Source organism: Pseudomonas sp. (assembly GCF_002796985.1).
Lineage (GTDB): Bacteria > Pseudomonadota > Gammaproteobacteria > Pseudomonadales > Pseudomonadaceae > Pseudomonas.
In genome coordinates this window covers 168,040-187,656 of sequence record NZ_PEKX01000004.1, presented here as the reverse complement: position 1 = coordinate 187,656, position 19,617 = coordinate 168,040, and the positions used below count along the sequence as shown (strand labels likewise).

At 65.5% G+C, this 19,617-nt stretch carries 13 protein-coding genes; 7 read left to right on the top strand and 6 right to left on the bottom strand.

The genetic code is table 11. From position 1 onward, the window contains the following. Positions 1–24: 24 nt before the first annotated feature. The 5 genes from CTR55_RS03785 to CTR55_RS03765 all read left to right on the top strand — a co-directional run bounded on the left by CTR55_RS03785 (position 25) and on the right by CTR55_RS03765 (position 6,366). The gene (locus CTR55_RS03785; RefSeq protein WP_296284216.1) at positions 25–1,383 is read left to right on the top strand and encodes a DUF1329 domain-containing protein; all 1,359 of its coding nucleotides are present in this window, start codon (positions 25–27) and stop codon (positions 1,381–1,383) included. A 317-nt stretch (positions 1,384–1,700) separates the two neighbouring features. Continuing rightward, on the top strand, positions 1,701–2,606 hold the full coding sequence (locus tag CTR55_RS03780) for a LysR substrate-binding domain-containing protein (protein WP_296284215.1): 906 nt from the start codon (positions 1,701–1,703) through the stop codon (positions 2,604–2,606). A 118-nt stretch (positions 2,607–2,724) separates the two neighbouring features. After that, positions 2,725–3,918, top strand: coding sequence for a M20 aminoacylase family protein (locus CTR55_RS03775; RefSeq protein WP_296284214.1), 1,194 nt, complete (start codon positions 2,725–2,727; stop codon positions 3,916–3,918). After that, positions 3,915–5,189 (top strand): MFS transporter, encoded by a 1,275-nt coding sequence (locus CTR55_RS03770; protein ID WP_296284213.1) that lies wholly within the window; start codon positions 3,915–3,917, stop codon positions 5,187–5,189. Before CTR55_RS03775 ends, CTR55_RS03770 begins: the two co-directional genes overlap by 4 nt. Positions 5,190–5,256: 67 nt before the next feature. Next, positions 5,257–6,366 carry a M14 family metallopeptidase gene (locus CTR55_RS03765; RefSeq protein ID WP_296284212.1) on the top strand — a complete coding sequence of 370 codons (1,110 nt, stop codon included), beginning with the start codon at positions 5,257–5,259 and terminating at the stop codon, positions 6,364–6,366. A gap of 34 nt (positions 6,367–6,400) precedes the next feature. Here CTR55_RS03765 and CTR55_RS03760 read toward each other — a convergent pair whose 3' ends face one another. The 5 genes from CTR55_RS03760 to CTR55_RS03740 all read right to left on the bottom strand — a co-directional run bounded on the left by CTR55_RS03760 (position 6,401) and on the right by CTR55_RS03740 (position 12,799). After that, positions 6,401–6,580, bottom strand: a complete 180-nt coding sequence (locus CTR55_RS03760) for a hypothetical protein (RefSeq protein WP_296284211.1) — start codon at positions 6,578–6,580, stop codon at positions 6,401–6,403. A gap of 165 nt (positions 6,581–6,745) precedes the next feature. Then, positions 6,746–7,192 (bottom strand): hypothetical protein, encoded by a 447-nt coding sequence (locus CTR55_RS03755; protein WP_296284210.1) that lies wholly within the window; start codon positions 7,190–7,192, stop codon positions 6,746–6,748. Positions 7,193–7,520: 328 nt separating this feature from the next. Next, complete coding sequence (locus tag CTR55_RS03750) at positions 7,521–9,314, bottom strand: acyl-CoA dehydrogenase (RefSeq protein WP_296284209.1); 1,794 nt, start codon at positions 9,312–9,314, stop codon at positions 7,521–7,523. Between the two features lie 241 nt (positions 9,315–9,555). Next, positions 9,556–10,923, bottom strand: a complete 1,368-nt coding sequence (locus CTR55_RS03745) for a DUF1329 domain-containing protein (protein WP_296284208.1) — start codon at positions 10,921–10,923, stop codon at positions 9,556–9,558. A gap of 25 nt (positions 10,924–10,948) precedes the next feature. Continuing rightward, positions 10,949–12,799, bottom strand: coding sequence for a DUF1302 domain-containing protein (locus CTR55_RS03740; RefSeq protein WP_296284207.1), 1,851 nt, complete (start codon positions 12,797–12,799; stop codon positions 10,949–10,951). A 270-nt stretch (positions 12,800–13,069) separates the two neighbouring features. On the opposite strand from CTR55_RS03740, the gene CTR55_RS03735 reads away from it, so the two are divergent. Beyond that, positions 13,070–15,484, top strand: a complete 2,415-nt coding sequence (locus CTR55_RS03735) for a LuxR C-terminal-related transcriptional regulator (protein WP_296284206.1) — start codon at positions 13,070–13,072, stop codon at positions 15,482–15,484. On the opposite strand, the gene CTR55_RS03730 is transcribed toward CTR55_RS03735, so the two are convergent. After that, positions 15,481–18,189 (bottom strand): LuxR C-terminal-related transcriptional regulator, encoded by a 2,709-nt coding sequence (locus CTR55_RS03730; RefSeq protein ID WP_296284205.1) that lies wholly within the window; start codon positions 18,187–18,189, stop codon positions 15,481–15,483. The two genes, CTR55_RS03735 and CTR55_RS03730, sit on opposite strands and share 4 nt — an antisense overlap. Before the next feature lie 198 nt (positions 18,190–18,387). Here CTR55_RS03730 and CTR55_RS03725 point away from each other — a divergent pair, with 198 nt between their 5' ends. Then, the gene (locus CTR55_RS03725) at positions 18,388–19,515 is read left to right on the top strand and encodes a CaiB/BaiF CoA-transferase family protein (protein WP_296284204.1); all 1,128 of its coding nucleotides are present in this window, start codon (positions 18,388–18,390) and stop codon (positions 19,513–19,515) included. Positions 19,516–19,617: the final 102 nt, after the last annotated feature.

The window sequence follows — 19,617 nt, the reverse complement described above, 5'->3', positions numbered from 1 at the left end:
CGTCATAGAGCCAGAGGTAAAAGCATGAACAACAAGCAATGGTTGCAGGCCGGCTGCCTGACGCTGAGCCTGCTCGCCGGGCAGGTCATGGCGGCGGTCGGCGCCGACCAGGCCGCGCGCCTGGGTAATGAACTCACGCCGATTGGCGCCGAGAAGGCGGGCAACGCCGATGGCAGCATCCCGGCCTGGACCGGCGGCCTGGCGCCGAACGCCGGCAAGGCCGACGCCGGTGGCTTCCTCGCCGACCCGTTCGCCGCGGACAAGCCGCTGTTCACCATCACTGCGCAGAACGCCAGCCAGTACCAGGACAAGCTCACACCGGGGCAGCTGGCGATGTTCCAGCGTTTCCCCGAGACCTACCGCATCCCGGTCTACCCCAGCCACCGCAGCGCCAGCTACCCGCAGGCGGTGATCGACGCGACGAAGAAGAATGCCACCGCCACCTCGCTGGCCGAAGGCGGCAACGGGCTGACCCACTTCAGCATGACCATCCCGTTCCCGATCCCGCAGAACGGCCTGGAAGTGATCTGGAACCATGTCACCCGCTACCGTGGCAACGCGATGCTGCGCACCACCGCGCAGATGAACCCGCAGGCCAATGGCGCCTACACCATCAGCTACATGAAGGAGCAGTTCGCCTTCCCGTTCGGGCTCAAAGACTACGACGCGGCGAAGATGGACAACATCCTCTACTACTTCCGCCAGGAGATCCTCTCGCCGCCGCGTCGCGCGGGCAGCGTGATGCTGGTGCTGGAGACCATCGACCAGGTCAAGGAACCGCGCATGGCCTGGATGTACAACGCCGGCCAGCGCCGCGTGCGCCGCGCTCCGCAGGTGGGCTACGACAGCCCCGGTGCGGAAGGCATGCGTACCTACGACGACTTCGACATGTTCAACGGCGCGCCGGATCGCTACGACTGGAAGCTGGTGGGCAAGAAGGAGATTTACATCCCCTACAACAGCTTCGCGCTCGACTCGCCGACGCTGAAATACGACGACATCGTCAAGCCCGGCCACCTCAACCCGGACCACACCCGCTACGAACTGCACCGCGTGTGGCACGTGGTGGCGACCCTGAAGCCGGGCCAGCGGCACATCTACAGCAAGCGTGACCTGTACATCGACGAGGACAGCTGGCAGATCGCCGAGGCTGACGCCTATGACGGCCGTGGCAGCCTCTGGCGAGTGTCCGAAGGCCATGCGCGGCCGTTCTACGACCAGCAGTTCACCTGGCTGACGGCGGAGACCCACTACGACGTGCTGTCCGGCCGCTACACGGTGTCCGGCCTGCGCAACGAGGAGAAGAGCAGCTACGACTTTGCGGTGAAGGCCAGCAGCAACGACTTCACCCCCAACGCCTTGCGCGCCACCGGCATCCGCTGACGGCAGGTTTGACTGGCGCTCACCGGCGCTCCTTGTGTTTTTCAGCGGCCTTCGGGCCGCTTTTTTTCGTCCGGAGATCGCTGCACGGTTCTCGGCTCTTCGTAGGAGCGAGCTTGCTCGCGAAACCGCCCAGCACCGGAGCCGCCGGGGAATCCGTTCGCGAGCAAGCTCGCTCCTACGGGCCCCCCCCCCCCCCCCCCCNNCCCCCCCCCCCCGCGACCCACCAGTCCGCTCCCGTTTACCAACCGTTACCCACGCCGGCCTCGATTTTGCTTTATGGTCCGACCTGTTACCGAAGCCGAGCCGACGACCACTCCATGAAGTTGCATCAACTCCGCGCCATCGTCGCCATCTGCGAGAGCGGCAGCATCCAGGAAGCTTCGCGCCTGCTGCACATCTCCCAGCCCGCCCTGTCCAAGAGCATCAAGGAGCTGGAGGCCGAGCTGGGCGTGCCGTTGCTGGTGCGCTCCAACCGTGGCATCACCGCCACCGAATACGGCGAGCGCCTGGTGCGCCGCGCACGCCTGGTGGTGGAGGAAGTGCGCCGCGCGCGGGATGAGATCGAGACGCTCAAGGGCGCCATGGACGGCCGCGTGGCCATCGGTGTGTCACCGGTTACGCCGAGCCAGCAGTTTGCTGCGAGCCTGCTGCGTTACCGCAAGCGCTACCCCAAGGTGCAATTGCAGATCAACGAACTGCGCCCGGCCAAGCTGCTCGAAGGCCTGCGCGAAGGCCAACTGGACCTGGTGCTGACCTCGCAACCGTCTTCGCGCAATGTCGATGGCTTCCATTGGCAGGAACTCTACGCCCAGCCCACCACGCTGGCGGTGCGCAAGGGCCATCCGCTGCGCCACGCACGCTCGCTGCACGAGCTGCTCGATGAGGAATGGCTGGTGCCCGATTCGCTGGACGTCTCCCTCGCCGGGCAGATGTTCGAGCAGTACCAGGTACGCCACCCCGAGCGCGTCATCGAGTGCGCCTCGGTGGTGCTCTACGCGGAGCTGGCGGCCAATACCGACGCGGTGAGCTTCTGGTCGCGGCGGGTGTTCGACCTGCCGATCATTGCCGGCACTCTGGAGGCGCTGGACATCGCCGAGACCGTGCCGGGCACCGACATCTCCCTGGTTTGCCGGCCGCCGGAGCTGATGACCCGCGAGGCGCAGACCCTGGTGGACGAGCTGGTCTACGCCTTCAAGGGCCCACACCTGCGCAAGGCCGAGTGATTCGGCCAGGATCGTGCGTCGATAACCAGCCTTGATAAGCATGCGCGAAGGTCATTATTCAGCGGCGCGCGCGTGGGGCATCCTGCCGGCCACATCAGAACAATGAGCAGGATGCGGCATGAGTCAGCACCCCACACTAGATAGACTGCATCAATCCCAGGACGACTTCGCGCGGATTCGCCGGGACCTTCACCAGCACCCCGAACTGGGCTTCGAGGAAGCGCGCACCAGCGCCATCGTCGCCGGCTACCTGCGCGAGTGGGGCTATGAAGTCCATGAAGGCGTCGGCGGCACCGGCGTGGTTGGCGTGCTGCGCCAGGGCGAGAGCGCGCGCAGCATCGGCATCCGCGCCGACATGGACGCGCTGCCCATCGACGAAGCCAGCGGCGTGCCCTACGCCAGCCAGCACGCGGGCCGCATGCACGCTTGCGGGCACGACGGCCACACCGCGATCCTGCTTTGCGCCGCCCGCGACCTGGCCGAGCAGCGCCGCTTCGACGGCACCCTCAACCTGATCTTCCAGCCCGCCGAGGAAACCCTGGGCGGCGCCGTGGCGATGATGGACGACGGCCTGTTCGAGCGCTTCCCGTGCGATGCGGTGTACGCGTTGCACAATGCGCCGGGCCTGCCGGTGGGCTGCTTCCTGACCCGCGAGGGCGCGCTGACCGCATCGTCGGACCGCGTGTCGATCCGCCTGATCGGCGTCGGCGGCCATGGCGCCATGCCGCACCTGACCAGGGACCCGATAGTCGCCGCCGCCGAACTGGTGCTGGCGCTGCAAAGCATCGTCGCGCGCAACGTGCCGTCCACTGAGGTGGCCGTTGTGACTGTGGGCATGCTCAAGGCGGGGGAGGCAGCCAACGTCATTCCCGACCACGCCGACCTGCGCCTGAGCGTGCGCGCCACCAAGCCCGAGGTGCGCGAGCTGCTCAAGCAACGCATCGGCGAAATCACCCGTGGCGTCGCTGCCGTGCACGGCATGCAATTGCAATACGAATACGAGGAGCTGGTGCCGGTGCTGGTCAATACGCCGGAAGAAACCCGCCTCGCACGCCAGGTGTTGACCGAGTTGGTCGGCCCGCAGCGCCTGCTGTCCGAGATCCCTTCGGGCTTCCTCGGTAGCGAGGATTTCGCCTGGATGCTGGAGCGCCGCCCCGGCTGCTACATCGCCCTGGGCAATGGCAACAGCGGTCCCAGCGGCTGCATGGTCCACAACCCCGGCTACGACTTCAACGACGGCGCCATTCCCTTCGGCGCGGCGCTCTGGGTGCGGCTGGTGGAGACTTCGCTGTCGAAAGGGGAACAGGCATGAAACAGCGCACCGTAGTCCTCGTGCTGCTGATGCTGGTGATGGTCATCAGTGTGCTGGACAAGACCATCTTCGCCTTCGCCGGCGCGCAGATCATCGACGAGCTGAAGCTTTCGCCGACCGAGTTCGGCTTCATCGGTAGCGCATTCTTCTTCCTCTATTCGATCTCCGGCGTCCTGGTGGGCTTCCTCGCCAACCGCTTCCCGACCCGCTGGATTCTCGCCGGCATGTCGGTGGTGTGGATGGCCTCGCAACTGCTGGTGGCGCTGTCCAGCGGCTTCGCGGCATTGGTGGCCGGGCGCCTGTTGCTGGGCGCCGGCACCGGGCCGGGCACGGCGGTCACCCAGCACGCCTGCTTCAAGTGGTTCGGCCCGAAGGAGCGGGTGCTGCCCTCGGCACTGATCCAGGTGTCGATCATGCTCGGCGCGGTACTCGGCGCACTGAGCCTGCCGCTGGCGATCCAGCATTTCGGCTGGCGCACCGCGTACTTCCTGCTGGCGCTGCTCGGGCTGGTCTGGCTGGTCGTCTGGCTGATCTTCGGTCGTGAAGGACAGCAGACCGAGGAGGAGGGGCCGGGTTCGTCGCTGCGCCTGCCGTACAGTCGCCTGCTGCTCAACCGCAGTTTCATCTGGATCACCCTCATGGGCTTCCTCAGCTACCTGCCTACCGCGCTGGTGTACAGCTGGGTGCCGGTGTACCTGCAGAAGGGCCAGGGCATGACGCCCATGCAGTCGGGCTACACGGTCATGGTGGTGACGGTCGGGGTGATCCTCGCCAACCTGCTGCTCTCGACGCTGTCCCAGCGGGCGATGAAGCGCGGCGCCTCGGTACAGCGCGCCATGGTGCTGCCGCCGATGCTCTGCGCGGCGGTCGCTGGCGTCGCCTTCTGTGCGCTGATCCTGCTGCACGGCGATCGCCTGGCGATCCTGGTGCTCTACGCCCTGGGCGCGATCCTGGTGAACGTCCTGCCGACCTTCTGCAACACCCTGGTCGCCTACATCGCGCCGAGCGCGCAGCGCGGTTCGATGCTGGCGATCCATATCGGCGGCATGACCAGCGCCGGCATGCTCGCGCCCTGGATCGTCGGCCAACTGGTCGAGTTGCGCGGTGGCGACATCGCCCATGGCTTCGAGACCGCGCTGGGGTTGTTCGGAGTGCTGACAGTGGTCTGCGCCATCCTTGGCTGCCGGATCATCGCCCCCGAGCGCACCCGCCAGGCGCTACACGGTGAGCACAGCGATGCGCCGCTGCCGGGCGCTGTCGGCCACGCCTGATCTTCTTCGACGGGCCCGCAGGGCGGGCCCTGACTCCCTGACTTGAATCCAATCATCCGGAGCGGTGATGAATCCGTCTGCCTGTTTTTCCCAGAGCTACGCCGAAGCGCGTGGCAAATTCCTCGCGGCCTGCCTGTCGGCCGGCATGGTCGTCGAATCCCACCGTCACCCGCTGCCGGGCCGCGATGGCGAACCCCTGGCGCTGGACGTGGCGCGCAGTGGCCCTGCCGATGCGCAGAACCTGCTGATCATCAGCAGTGGCTGCCATGGGGTGGAAGGTTTCTGCGGCTCGGCGGTGCAGGTCGCGCTGCTGAACGACCCCGACTGGCTGGAAACTTGCGCCAAAGCCGACTGCGCGGTGCTTTACCTGCACGCGGCCAATCCGCACGGCTTCTCCTGGTGGCGGCGCTGGACCCACGAGAACGTCGACCTCAACCGCAACTTTGTCGACTTTTCCCAGCCGCGCCAGCGTAACCAGGCTTATGCGGCGCTCGACCCGATCCTGATTCCGCGCCGCTGGCCGTCCTTTGCCAGCCATCTGCGCCTGTTGCGCTACGCCCTGCGCCATGGCCGCAAACAGCTGCAGGCGGCGATTGCCAGCGGCCAGGACAGCCATCCCAAGGGCCTGTTCTACATCGGTGAGCAGCCGACCTGGAGTAACCGGGCGGTGCGCCAGGTGCTGCGCCAGCATGGGCAGGACTGCTCGCGAATCGGCTGGATCGATCTGCACACCGGCCTCGGACCCAAAGGGCACGGCGAGCGCATCTACGTCGGCGCGGATGACGCGCAGACCCTGGCGCGCACACGCCGCTGGTGGGGCGACGAGGTGACTTCGTCGCACAAGGGTGAATCCGTGTCGGTACCGCTCAAGGGGCTGATGGTCCTTGCCGCCGCCAGCGAGTGCCCTCAAGCGGAGCTGACCGCCATTACCCTGGAATACGGCACGTTGCCGGGGCTCAAGGTGCTCAAGGCGCTGCGCGCGGACCAGTGGTTGGCCAACAATCCTGGCGTCTCGGCGGAAAAGGCCCGGCATATCCGCCGACAGCTGCGCGATGCCTTCTACGTGGATGAGGACGGTTGGAAGCGCCAGGTGCTGGTACAGGCCGCTGAAGCAGCACGGCAGGCGTTGGTTGGGCTGGGCGAAGCTCAGGCGGCGCCGGTGCGAGCGTCCAGATAGCAGAGCGTGGTGCGCCGCGACCCGTTGGGCCGGATCAGCGGCCCGGCAGCATCGGCGCTAGGTGCAGGATGTTCAGCAGGTGCGGAACGCGCAGCGGGTAGCAGGCCTGCAGACGCACACGCGCCTCGGAGAGGGTCATCTGACGGGAAAACGAGCGCAGCACGGTCTTGCCCAGGCAGTGACCGTCCTGAAAATGTACGAGGAATTCATTCATGGCGAAGCGACAACGAGGAAACACGCACGAGGTGGCGCACAGGGCGCGAATAATAGCGACTTCGGCGCGTTCATCGTTGCCATAAATCATCCTTTGCAGGAAGTGTCCGACGGAACGCTCGGTGTGCCACCGGCCGAACCGACGACCGGTGGTGTCGGAAAGGGCTTACTGCCCAGAAGCATGCTCGTAAGAGTAGTCCAGGCGTAGCACGTTGTAGTCCAGGCGCATACCGAAGGCGTGCATGAAGAAGGCCTCCAGTTGCAGCTCCAGTGCCCGCGAGGTCAAAGATGCCAGGCGCGCACCCTGACGGCGTGTACGACGGTTCACGGCCGTGAATTCCTCATGAGCGATGCCCTGGGTGGCCGGGTCGGCGATCAGTCGATAGCAACTGTCCGGCAGGTCATCGCGCTGGGTGGCACAAAGGCTGAGTTCGGGGTGGCCGTCAGCGTTGGTGATCAGTTCCACGCTACAGCGCAGGCCTCGGTCGCGGGCGAAGCGCGAGGCCTCTTCGAAGGCCGGCAGGGCTTTCTGCAGGACCTGGATTTCGAAGGCGAGGAGGAACTGCTCGTCGAATGCGACGTCCTGGGTGTTCCGGGCTGCCTGGTTCAACATCGCCGGCATCTCCTGTGTCGATGAAACGAGAAAACTTTCGTAAGCGAGTCGGGGTCGCCAAAGTTTCGTCATCGCGGCATTGCAGGACTACAACGCACACAGTCGGCCAGCAATGCCATTTGCCTGAACGAAAGACCATCTCACTGAAGCGGCGCAGGACTGTCAACGAGCATTCCTGCATAAGCGTGACGCTCTGCAATAGCCAAGCGTGCACGAGCCGGGTGTGCTGCCTGCTGCTGCCTCAGGTGGCGCGAGCGGAGGTGGGTGTAAATTTGGCGTTACGGATCGTGGCGGCCCGCCGAGACTTCGGACGGGCGGCCACACCGTGTCAGAAGGCGAGGTCCTCCATTGCCAGCGCAGCATCGCTGCCGTCGATGATGGTCTGGGCCAGGCCGGGTGCGCGGGTGAGGAAGTGTCCGGCGTAGAACTGTGCGGTGCGCAGCTTGGCCCGGTAGAAAGCGGCGTCGCCGCTGCCGTCGGCAAGGCGGGCGCGGGCGACCTGGGCGGAGCGGGCCAGCTGCCAGCCGCCGGTGACGATGCCGAACAGCTCCAGCAGTGGTACCGAACCCAGTGCTACCTGGCGTACATGATCGTTGTAATGGGCGACCACGAAATGCACGGCATCATCCAGGGCGTTGATCGCGGAGAAGAGGCGATGGCGGATGCCGGCCAGTTGCGCGTCCTCGTCGGGTAACGCCAGCTGTGCTTCACGCAGGCGGGCGATCAGGGCGAAGGCGGCCGCGCCCTGGTCGCGGGCGATCTTGCGGCCGATCAGGTCGAGGGCCTGGATGCCGGTGGTGCCTTCATAGATCGGTGTGATCCGCGCATCGCGCAGGTGCTGGGCGGCGCCGGTTTCCTCGATGAAGCCCATGCCTCCGTGGACCTGTACGCCGAGGGAGGCGATGTCCACTGCGTTTTCAGTGCACCAGCCCTTGATCACCGGGATCATCAGATCGACGAAGGTCTGCCGCTCGCGGCGCACGGCTTCATCCGGGTGGCCGTGGGCCAGATCGGTGGCCAGTGCCACTTCACAGGCCAGCGCGCGCATGGCTTCCACCCGTGAGCGCATGGACATGAGCAGGCGACGAACATCGGGGTGGCGGATGATCGCCGCCTTATCCCGTCCCGGTACACCGATCTCGCTGCCCTGGATGCGCTGCCGGGCATAGGCCACGGCGCGCTGGTAGGCGCGTTCGGCCAGGCCGATGCCCTCGATGCCAACGGAAAAGCGCGCTGCGTTCATCATGATGAACATGTACTCCAACCCGCGATTCTCTTCGCCCACCAACCAGCCGGTGGCGCCGCCATCGTCGCCGAAGGCCAGTACGGCAGTGGGGCTGCCGTGGATGCCGAGCTTGTGCTCGAGGGACACGCAGCGCACGTCATTGCGCTCACCCAGGCTGCCATCGGTGTTGAGCAGCACCTTGGGCACGACGAACAGCGAGATACCCTTCACGCCCTCCGGCGCACCGGGCACGCGAGCCAGTACCAGGTGCACGATGTTGTCGGTGAGGTCGTGCTCGCCGTAAGTGATGAAGATCTTCTGCCCGAATACCCGGTAGCTGCCGTCCGCCTGTGGCTCGGCGCGCGTGCGCACGGCGGCGAGGTCGGAGCCGGCCTGGGGCTCGGTCAGGTTCATGGTGCCGGTCCATTCGCCGCTCACCAGTTTCGGCAGCCAGGTCTGCTTCAGTTCATCCGAACCGCGTAGCTCGATGGCTTCGATGGCGCCGCGGGTCAGCATCGGGCACAGGCCGAAGGCGACGTTGGCGGCATTCCACATTTCCTCCGCCAGCGCTGATACCAGCCGCGGTGCGCCTTGGCCACCGAAGTCGGGCGGGCAGGAGAGGGCGTTCCAGCCGTTGTCGGCGAATTGCCCATAAGCCTCGCGCCAGCCTTCGGCGGTGTGCACGTCACCGTCCTTCCAGCGGGCACCCTGGCGATCACCGATCACGTTCAGCGGCGCCAGCACACCCTGGGCGAAGCGCGCGGCTTCGGTGAGGATGGCGTCCACCAACTCGCCGTTCATTTCCTCCTGGCCGGGCAGACGGTTCAACGTGTCGAGCAGTTGCAGCTCGCGCAGGACGAACTGCATATCGCGCAGCGGGGCAATGTATTCACTCATGTTGGAACTCCTGTGCAGCCAACGGCGCGGCCTGGCCCTGATTGTGCGAAGGCCCATTTAAAGTGGGAAGGATGCGCTGCTGCGCCCCTCTCTTCGAGTGGGTGTCACTCGAACAGGCTCTAGCAGTGGACCTGTACAGGACGCTGGAAGTTTTGACGTTCGGTACGGAACCGAACCGGGGAAGGGAGAGGTAGGCGGGGCAAGACAACGGGCGCTCCTATGAGGGAGCGCCCGTTGGCGGTCAGCGAATGCCGGAGTTGCGCAGCGCTGCGGGGGTGAAGTCCGTGGAGGAGTACTTCATGTCGTACTGGGTACCGCGCTTGGCCTCGTTGGTCAGGTTCATCGCCAGGTAGCGGCCGGCGATCAGGTCATAGAGGGTTTGGGCGGCATACAGCGCCACGCCCTGCTGGTAGTCGTTGGCCTGGTGCCCTTCGGCGACGCGCCAGAGTTGGCCGCGGCTGTCGTAGTGGTCGACCTCGGCGAGCATCCAGGTATCCTCGTCGAAGTACATGTGGCGCTTGGCATAGACATGGCGGGCGCCGGGCTTGAGTGTGCCTTCCACTTCCCACACGCGGTGCAGCTCGTAGCGGGTGTGTTCGGGGTTGATGTGGCCGGGGCGGACGATGTCGGTCAGCTTGAGCTTGGGCGACATCAGCTGGTAGCTGTTGTAGGGGATGTAGATTTCCCGCTTGCCGATCAGCTTCCAGGTGTAGCGGTCCGGCGAGCCGTTGTAGAGGTCGGAGTTGTCAGCGGTGCGCATGCCGTCGGCGGCGCTGCCGGGGCCGTCATAGGCTACTTCCGGGGCGCGGCGCACGCGGCGCTGGCCGGCGTTGTAGGTCCAGGCCTGACGTGGCTCCTTGATCTGGTCAAGGGTCTCGTAGGCCAGGTTCACGGTACCGGTCAGGCGCGCCGGGGCGATGATTTCCTGCTTGTAGTAGTAGAGGACGTTGGCGCTCTTGACCGGGTCGACGTCGCTCATGAACTGCGGGAAGCCGGTGCTCTCCTTGAAGCCGACGGCGGTGAAATCGCCATTCACCTGCGGTACGACCTGGGCGCTGTAGCGTTCCAGGCTGGTGCCACGGTAGCGCCCCTCGTGGTTCCAGACGACTTCCACGCCGCTCTTGGGGATGGGGAAGGGCGTGTAGCGGGTTTCGAAGTGCGCCAGCGCATTGCCGTCGTTGGCCAGTTCGACCTGGGTGGCGCCTTTCTTGATGGCGTCGTAGACCGCCTGCGGTGCCGAGGCGCTGCGGTGGCTGGGGTAGACCGGGATCTTGTAGCTGTCGGGGTAGCGCTTGAACAGGGCAAGTTGGCCGGGCGTCAGCTTGTCCTTGTACTGCTCGGCGTTCGCCGCGGTGATGGTGAACAGCGCTTTGTCGCTGGCAAAGGGGTCGCCGAGGAAACCGTTGTCCACCGGCGCGGCGCCGGGCTTGAGGCCACCCGTCCAGGCGGGGATGCTGCCGTCAGCATTACCGGCCTTTTCCGCGCCGGTCGGGGTCAGCTTGGCGCCGCCGAGCTGTTCGGCTTCCTGCGGGGAAATGGCGGCCAGCGCGCCGCCGGCCAGCAGGGACAGTGCCAGTGCACCGCCGCCCAGAGTTAAGTGTTTTTTCATGGTCATGCGTCTCCGTGGTGATCGGTCAGAAGTTCACGCCCAGGCTCAGCGAGACGAAGTCGCGGTCGGTCATCGTGTTGTATTTGCCGTCGAAGTAGGTCGTGTAGTTCATGGCGGCGGTGTAGGTGTTCTGGTAGTCGGCGTTCAGGCCGAGGCTGACGGCCTTGGCACCTTCCTCGAAGTTCGGCCCGGTGCCTTCCACGTCGTGTGACCAGGCGAGGTTGGGCGCGAGGTTGATGCCAGCGATCACGTTGGGGTAATCCAGTTGGCTGCGGATGCGATAGCCCCAGGAATCGGTGGTGTAGAAACCGTGGCTGTTGCACTGCTGTGCGGGGTTGCTGGCGTTCGGCAGGCCGACGTTGGTGCCACGGCAGGTCGCCGCGCCCGCTGCGCCGGGCAGGATGCCCGAGCCGAAGGCGGGGCTGCGGCCGAAACGCAGGTCGGTACCGTCGGTGTCACCCAGGCCATTGATGCGGTTGTAGCCCACTTCACCCACCACAGTCAGACGGTCGGCGCCCATCACCTGGTTGAACAGCTTGGTCACAGTGGTTTGCACCTGCAGCACCGGCTTGCGGTCGTAACCATTGATCGTGTCGCCGGCGGGTGTGCCGCTGGAGAACCCGGTAGTGAACAACGGCGACGGCGAAGTCCTTCCCACGGGCGTCAGGGTGGCGCTGACCAGGTCGGCGGTATTGAGCTGCAGCGGCATGCTCGGCCGGTAGCTCATCTCGCCGCCCCAGGACACGCCGGCCAGGTTGGTGGCGAAGCTCAGGCCGTAGAGACGGATGTCTTCGGGGTAGTCGATGAAGTACTTGGCGTCGCGAATCGACGCTATGGGGTTGGCTGCGTTGGTATTGGTGGTGCGCACGGTGCTGAGGAACGGGCTGCGGCTGTGGTACTTCATCGCGTAGGCGCCGAACTCGGTCTCGTTCAGCTCCGGTACGAACCAGCGCAGAGCCATGCCGTACTGGCCACTGTTGCGTGGGTCGTTGTCCTTGGCGCGCGGGATGTAGGCATCGTCCTGCATGGCCGCCAATGCAGCAGCGCCGCCTTTGTTGGCGGCATCCCCCGGCGCGAGGTCATAGCCAGCGGTGACCAGGCGATCATCGCAGCCCTTGGCCACGCCATCGGTGCCGAAGAAGGTGCCGCAGTTGTCAGTGACCGTCTTCTCCCATTTGAACTGGTAGAAGGCTTCGGCGGTGATGTTCTCGGTGAGCCCTTGGGAGACATAGAACATCGGCACCGGTACCAGGCCTTCCTTCACTTCCGAGCCTGGTCGGCGCAGGGCGGCGACATCGAGCGGGTTGATCGAGCTGATGCCGTTCTGGATGAAGGTGCTTTCGCCCCAGTTCACCACCTGGTTGCCCAGGCGCACGTTGCCGGGCAGGTTGCCGAGGTTGTAGTTGTGGTAGACGAACGCGTCGAGGAACATCGCGCCGGAACTCTTGGCCGCCTGGTCGCGACCGGAGTCGTCGATATCGTAGAAGTGCTGGTGGCCGTCCTTGAGTTCGAAGTCGTACCAGTACTTGCCGCGCAGGAAGGCGCCGCTGTCGCCGTACTTGAGTTCGAGGTCGTGCAGGCCCTTGACGATGGTCGAGATGTTCTCGCCGCTCTTGAAGTTCAAACGGTTGTCATCGGTGGTGCGCGAGGACGACTTGCCGCCATGCACGCCCATCGAGTTGCTGTTCGAGATGAACTGCTTGTCCGGCGCGGTGGTGGACCAGCTGCTGCCGAAGGTCAGCGATGAGTCGAACTTGCCTTCGATCTCCCCGATGTTGAAGTCGACGGCCCCGGCCTGCGAGCCGCAGGTCATTGCGACGGTGATGGCCAGAAGGCGCGGCTGGAATGCGCTGTTCTTTGTTGTTCTTGTGGTCATGCGGTACTCCAGTGAAGCGCTCGATGAGTCAGTGGAGTGACAATGCTATGAAGTCGAACAACGGCCCTGAATTGCCTGTTCAGGTAATTTCACGCATTACCTGATGCGGCGACAACGCTGGAAAATACCGGGGGCGGGGTGAGCGAAGCGCTCGTGGGGAAGAATGGTAACCAGTGTTGTCACCGTTTGGATCGAATACCTCGAATGGTTGATGGTGAAAGGTCGCCGGGCTGGCAAGGATCAACTGACAGTCAATCCGGTGTCCGAGCCATGACGCTTTCCAGCCTCCTACTCCCTACGGTTTCCTGCCCGGTCATTCACCTGCCCCGCGAACGCCTGAGCAGCCAGGTACTGGCTGCTCGCCGCCTGTGCCTGCTCAATGCACCAGGTGGCTTCGGCAAGACCGCGCTGCTGCGTGAGAGCCTGGCGCAGATGCCGGCGGAAACCCGTTACGGCTGGGTGTCCCTGCATGGTCGAGTGTTGTCGCTGGCGGACTTCACCGATCAGCTGGCGCAACAGCTCGGGCTCGCCCGACGCATGGCGCCGGAGGTTCTGCTGGACTGCCTGCGACAGGCTTCCGCCTCCCTCTGCCTGATCCTTGATGATTACCCGGCGAACGCTGTCGAACTGGATGACTGGCTGATGCGCCTGTTGCTGGAGGCGGAGGTTCCGCTGCGCTTGTGGGTCAGCACCCGGCAACGTCCGAACTGGCCGCTGGCACGGCTGGCGCTGGAAGGCGGTGCTGTCGAGCTGGGGCCCGACAGCTTGGCGCTCACACGTGAGGAGTTCAGCCGTTTGCTGCCGCTGCTTGCCAGTGCTCATCCTGACGATTTTGCCGAGGAGCTCTGGGAGGCCTCGTTGGGTTGGTGCGCGATGGTGCGGCTGGGGCTGCCAGGGCTGGATGATCCGATCCGGCCGGTGGCGCTGCGGCAGCGCGAGTACATCCGTGATGAGCTGCTGCTGCGCATGAGCGACGTGCAGCGCTCCATGCTTTGCGGCATCGCGCACTTGCCCAGGCTGTCGGCGCCGCTGTGCGTTGAGCTCTGGCCGGAGCTGGATGCGAGCAGGGACTTTGCCTCGCAGTTGCTCACGTTGGGAGTGATGTCGCCGCTGGATGCCGAAGCGCGTTGGTGGCACCTGCACCCCGTGGTGGCACGAGCGCTGCTCGACGAGTTGCCGGCGCGCGAGGTGAGCCGTCTGCGCCTTCAGGCCTGTCGATTGCTGCGTGAGGCCGGCTTCGTCGGCGATGCAGTGGAGTTGGCTTTGCAGGAAGGGCAGGTGGAGACTGCTGCCAGTTATATGGAGCGTGTTCCGCTGGCCTGGCTGTTCGCCGGTCAGCACCTGCACAGCTGGCTGAGCTGGCGCGAACGGCTTTCACCGAACCTGCTGGAAAGCACGCCATTCCTGATCTATCTCAACGCCCAGGCGTTGCTCATCGGTTGGCGGCTGGACGAGGCGCAGGCCTGTATCGACCGCCTGGGTCGACAGTTGCCACAACCCTGTGCGCCGCATCAGCGGCGCATGCTCGCCAACTGGGAGGCGTTGCAGGGCACCTTGTTCGGATTGCAGGGGCAAGCCGAACGCGCACGGCTGCATTGCCGCTCCGCGCTGGAGCATCTCGACGCGCGGGATTGGCATTCCATCCATCTGTGCTATTCGACGCTGGCGCGTATCGCCATGTCGGAAGGGCAGGTGGCGCAGGCCGAGGCGCTACTCGACAAGGTCGTCGGGCTGGCCCGTCGGCAGGGCTGTCTGGCCAGCGAGATACTGGTCGACACGGACCGTATCCGGCTACTGATCCTGACTGGCGAGTGGTCATTGGCCGAGGAGTTGCTGCACCACGATTTCACCCTGTTGAGTGGGCAGGGCGCCGAGTATCCCTTGCTGATCGGCAGGCTGCTGCTGTTGCAGGCGGAACTGGCCACTCTCAACGCAGACGCGGATCGCGGCGAGGCACTCTACCGGCGCGGCTTCGCTTATGCGAGGCGGTGCAGCGACCCGTTCATACTGCATGCCGGACTGGGCTTGTCCGAGGTGGCCATGTATCACGGCGACGCGCCCCAGGCCGAGGTGCACCTGCGCGAGGTGCGTCGGCATCTGGAGTGCCTGCGGGCGGATTCGCTTTGCTACGAGCCGGTGCTCGGCGTACAGACATTGAGGCTGCTGGCGCGCCAGCAGCGCTGGGTGGAAATACTGGGGCCGGTGCGCCGTGTGGTGGCCGACCTGGCCGTCTCCGGTGTCCTTCCACCCTTGAATGCGCCGTCCTTGCGCTACCGCGCAGAGCAGGTGTTGGCACTCACACTGGAGGGGCTGGGGCATCGGGCGGCCGCACTGGAGGCTTCGCGTAGCTGGCGGGAAAGCTGCGAGCGGTTGGGCTTTGCCGGGCTCACCCGGCCTCGGCCGAGATCCGTGCTTGCGGTGGCCTTGCGCAGCGGCGCCGTTGAAACGGCTTGTGGCTGCCTTGAAGAACTGCCGGATGTGACCCTGGCGCGGGTGCTCACGCCACGGGAGATGGGGGTGCTGCGGTTGATGGCCGAGGGGCTGACCAACCTGGAAATCAGCGGGCGCCTGTTCATCTCGCTGAATACGGTGAAGGCCCACACTATTCACATCAACCACAAGCTGGGTGTGAAGCGTCGCACCCAGGCCGTCCGGCGGGCACGGGAGCTGGGTTTGCTGGCCTAGTCGATCAGCCGGCGGGCGCGGGCGATGGCGATGACCTCGGTGCGGCCTTCGGCGCCGAGCTTGCCGCTGATGTTGCGCAGGTGGGTCTTCACCGTGTGCAGCGACAGACACAGGTGATCGGCGATGAACTGGTTGCGCCCACCCCCGGCCAGCAGGCGTAGCACATCCAGTTCTCGGGGGCTCAGAGGTGGCGTATCGGAGCTCTCGCCGCCACCCTGGTTGCCAGCCTCCTGCAGTAGTTGGTGGAGATAGTCGGCCGAAATATCCAGGCTACTGCAGGCAGGCCCCAGCTTGACAATCCATTGCTGCAATAGCTGTGCGAGGCGTTCGCCTTCTTCCCGGAAGGTCTGCACGAACCCTTCGTGGCTGGCCCATTGCAGCGCTGGCAGCAGGGCGTCGAAGGCTTCCTCCTGCCGGCCCAGGCCATCCAGCGCCATGGCCAGCAGCAAGCGAAATTTCAGCACGCGCCGATTTCGCTGTTGCCGCTGCGCCTCGCCGATGGCCTCGCGTAGCTCAGCGATGGCCGTGCTGAGGTCGCCACGAGAGATTCGCCAGCGTTGCCGGGCGATGAACAGGGTGTCGGTGTCACAGCTGTAGAGCATGATGCCCGGCCGCTCCCAGCCGTTGTTGAACTCCGCAGAACGCAAGGCCTGGGCGGCTTGTTCCAGATGACCGTCAAGGGTGGCGACGCGCGCGCGCTCAAGCCAGGTGGCATAGAGCAGGCGGCTCGGGCCGCCCTGGCGTCCCAGTTGCTCCAGGCCGGCGAGATGGTGCACCCAGGCTGTGCGATCGCCTTTGGCGTGGGCGATGCGCGCAAGGGTAATGTGGCTGGTGATCAGGACATCCGGCCCGGCGCTGAGTGTCGCTGATGGCGCCGTGTGGATCAGGATATGCCGGGCTTGCTCGAGCTCTCCCGCCTCGTAGAGGGTCAGTGCGCGCATGGTGTCCACCGAGATGCGCCCGGCCAGCCATTGCTCATCGCCGTTTTGCTGATGGTGCTGCGCGGCCGCCTCTGCGCGAGCACGAGCCGCCACGAGGTGCCCTTGCATCAGGTCGATCACGCTCTCGATGACGTCGGACACGGACTGAACCACGACCAGTGTCATCCGACCTGCGGTCTGCGTCAGTTGTGCCAGTACCGCGCGAGCCGCCTCCACCTGGCCGCAGGCGACCAGGCTGTACGCCAGGCAACTGCCGAGCACTCCGCGTTGCTGCAGTTCGACTTCCGGAAGGCCCTCGAACAGGGGTTGCGCGGCCTGGCTGGCAGCTTCGAACTGATCGCTGAACGCCAGCAACAGGCAGCGAACAATCTCGCTTTCAGCAGTCTGCGGATTGCGCTCTATCACCTGCAATGCCTGCTGGTAGCGACGCGCGAGAAGGAGCATCCAGGCATGCACCATGGCTAGCCGTGGACGCTGGTCGATCAGTGCCGGCGCCAGTTGGTCCAGGCAGCGCAGCAGGGCGCGGAAGCGTCCGCTGTCGAGCAGGGTGTCGAGGTGGGCTTCCAGCTGGTCCATGGCGGCGCTGGCCTCGTCGACCTGCAACAGGTGTTCAACGGCCGCCAGTGGCGACCCGTAGCGCAGGTGCCACTCGGCGGCCGCGCGATGCAGCGTGCCGAGCAGTTCAGGCTGGCGGCGTGACAGCACGTCGCGCAGGAAACCGGCGAACAGGCGGTGGTAGCGGAACCACTCGCCGCGACCGTCCAGGGCAATCAGGAACAGGCCTTGGCGTTGCACCATCTCCAGTTGCCCCGCGCTGTCCTGGCTCCCGCAGAGCGCATCGCAGAGTGGGGCGCAGAAACGTTCCAGCAGGCTGGTGCGCAGCAGGAATTCGCCCAGCTCCGGCGGCAGTTGGCTGAGGATGTCTTCGGTCAGGTACTCGGCCAGTTCGTGCTGCGAGCCGCTGAAGGTAGCGATGAAGGCACCGGGATCACGACGGTCCTGCAGGGACAGCGCCGCCAGGTGCAGGGCTGTTACCCAGCCCTCGGTGCGCGTCTGCAGGGTCTGGACCGCATGCTCTGAAAGACTCGAACCCAGTCTTCCGTGGAGATAGTGGCGGGTTTCATCGAGCTCGAAGCGCATCGCCTCGGCATTCAGTTCGAGCAATTCGCCGCGTGCCCGCAGGTTGCCCAGTCGCAGGTTCGGCGTGCTGCGGCTGGCGATAACCAACTGGTTGCCGGGAGGGAAGGCCTCCCAGAGTTCGCGCAGCAGTTCCAGCGCATCGGGTGATTGCAGGGCCTCGAATTCGTCGAGGAACAGCGTGTGCGCTCTGCCGGTGGCGGCCAGGCGTGCCAGCAACTGCCCCAGTTCAAGCAGGGACGGAGTCTCCAGCGCGACAGCCGGAACGCTGTCGCCCAGCAACCCGCGCAGGCTCAGCGACAGCACTTGCGCCAGTTGCCGTGGATCGTTGTCGCTGGCGTCGAGGCTCAGCCAGGCGCAGTCACTGCGGGAGGCGAACAGCTGGGCCATCAGTGTGGACTTGCCGAAGCCGGCCGGGGCGCGGATCAGCACCAGGCGAGCGTCGCGCCGCGACTCGATGCGCGTAAGCAGGCGCTCACGCAGCAATTGCGCTCTGGCCAGCAAGGGTGCCTGGAGCCTGCCGAGCAGCAGCTCGGTGCCGCTGGACGGAGCGTAGGCTCCGCCGTCCTTGGCGGTGTCCGCGGGCTTTCGTGCCAGTAGCGTCAGAAGGGGCTGCTGCTCGGCCATGAGGTAGGGCTCCGACAATCCGAAACGAGGGCTGTGCGCATAGTGCCATGCCACGCGAACCTTGCCACGGAGCGAATTGTTCTGCCTCAGCCATTCGAGCGATTGCCCCGGCTCCGGCGCGATTTAGTGTTCCTTATCGCAGCGGCGCTGGCCGTTGTTCAACTGTGGCGATGGTAGAGCAACAAGAGAGGACAGGGCATGGCTGGGCCTTTGAACGGTGTCAGGGTAGTGGAAATGAATGCGATCGGCCCGGCGCCGTTCGCCACGATGATGCTGGCGGACATGGGGGCGCAGGTCATTCGTGTGGACCGCCTGACCTCCGGCTTCCTCAATGGCGATGACAGTGTCGTCGGCAGGGGACGCCGCAGCATCGCCATTGACCCGCGCAAGCCGGGTGCTACCGAAGTGCTGCTGGCACTGATCGACGGTGCCGACGTGCTGATCGAGGGATTTCGTCCGGGGGTCATGGAACGCCTCGGGCTGGGGCCGGAGGTTTGCCTGCAGCGCAACCCGCGACTGGTCTACGGGCGCATGACCGGTTGGGGCCAGAGTGGCAGCCTGGCGCCGGTGGCCGGGCATGATCTCAACTACATCGCGCTGACCGGCGCTCTGCATGCCATGGGCCACGCCGACCGCGAGCCGACGCCGCCGTTGCACCTGGTGGGCGACATGGGCGGCGGCGCGCTGTTCCTGGTGGCCGGCGTGCTGGCAGCGCTTTTCGAGGCGCAACGCTCGGGCAAGGGGCAGGTAGTGGATGCGGCGATCACCGATGGTGTGGCGCTGATGTCGACCATGTATTACGAGTTCCGCCGTCAGGGCGAATGGCGCGAGCGCGGCAGCAATCTCTTCGATGGCGGTGCGCCTTTCTACGGTTGCTACAGCTGCGCCGACGGCCGGCTGATCTCCATCGCTTCCATCGAGCCGCAGTTCTATCGGCAGTTGCTGGAGCTGTGCGAGATCAGTGATCCGGAGTTCGATCTGCAATGGGACCGCGCGCGCTGGCCGAGCCAGCGCTGCAAGCTGGAAGCGATCTTCCGTACACGCACCCGCGACCAGTGGTGTCAGCTGCTGGAAGGTACCGATGTGTGCTTCGCCCCGGTGCTGGATTTTGCCGAGGCGCCGAACCACCCGCATCTGCGCGCTCGCGGCACCTTCATGCATGACGATCAAGGGAGCTATCCGGGGCCCGCGCCGCGCTTCAGCCGCACACCGTCCGCCGCAGGCGCTCGCAGCGGCAATGGTGAGCAGACGCTGGAGGTACTTCATGAACTGGGGCTGGATGACGCGGCGGTCGCCACGCTGCGCGCGGCGGGCACCATCGCCTGAGGGAAGGGGTGGGTTGCCCACCCATCCTGGGCGGGATACAGCCCGACCGCCATGCCAGACCATGGCTGCAAGGTGCGCTGGTCGAGGCGTGCCCTTCACACA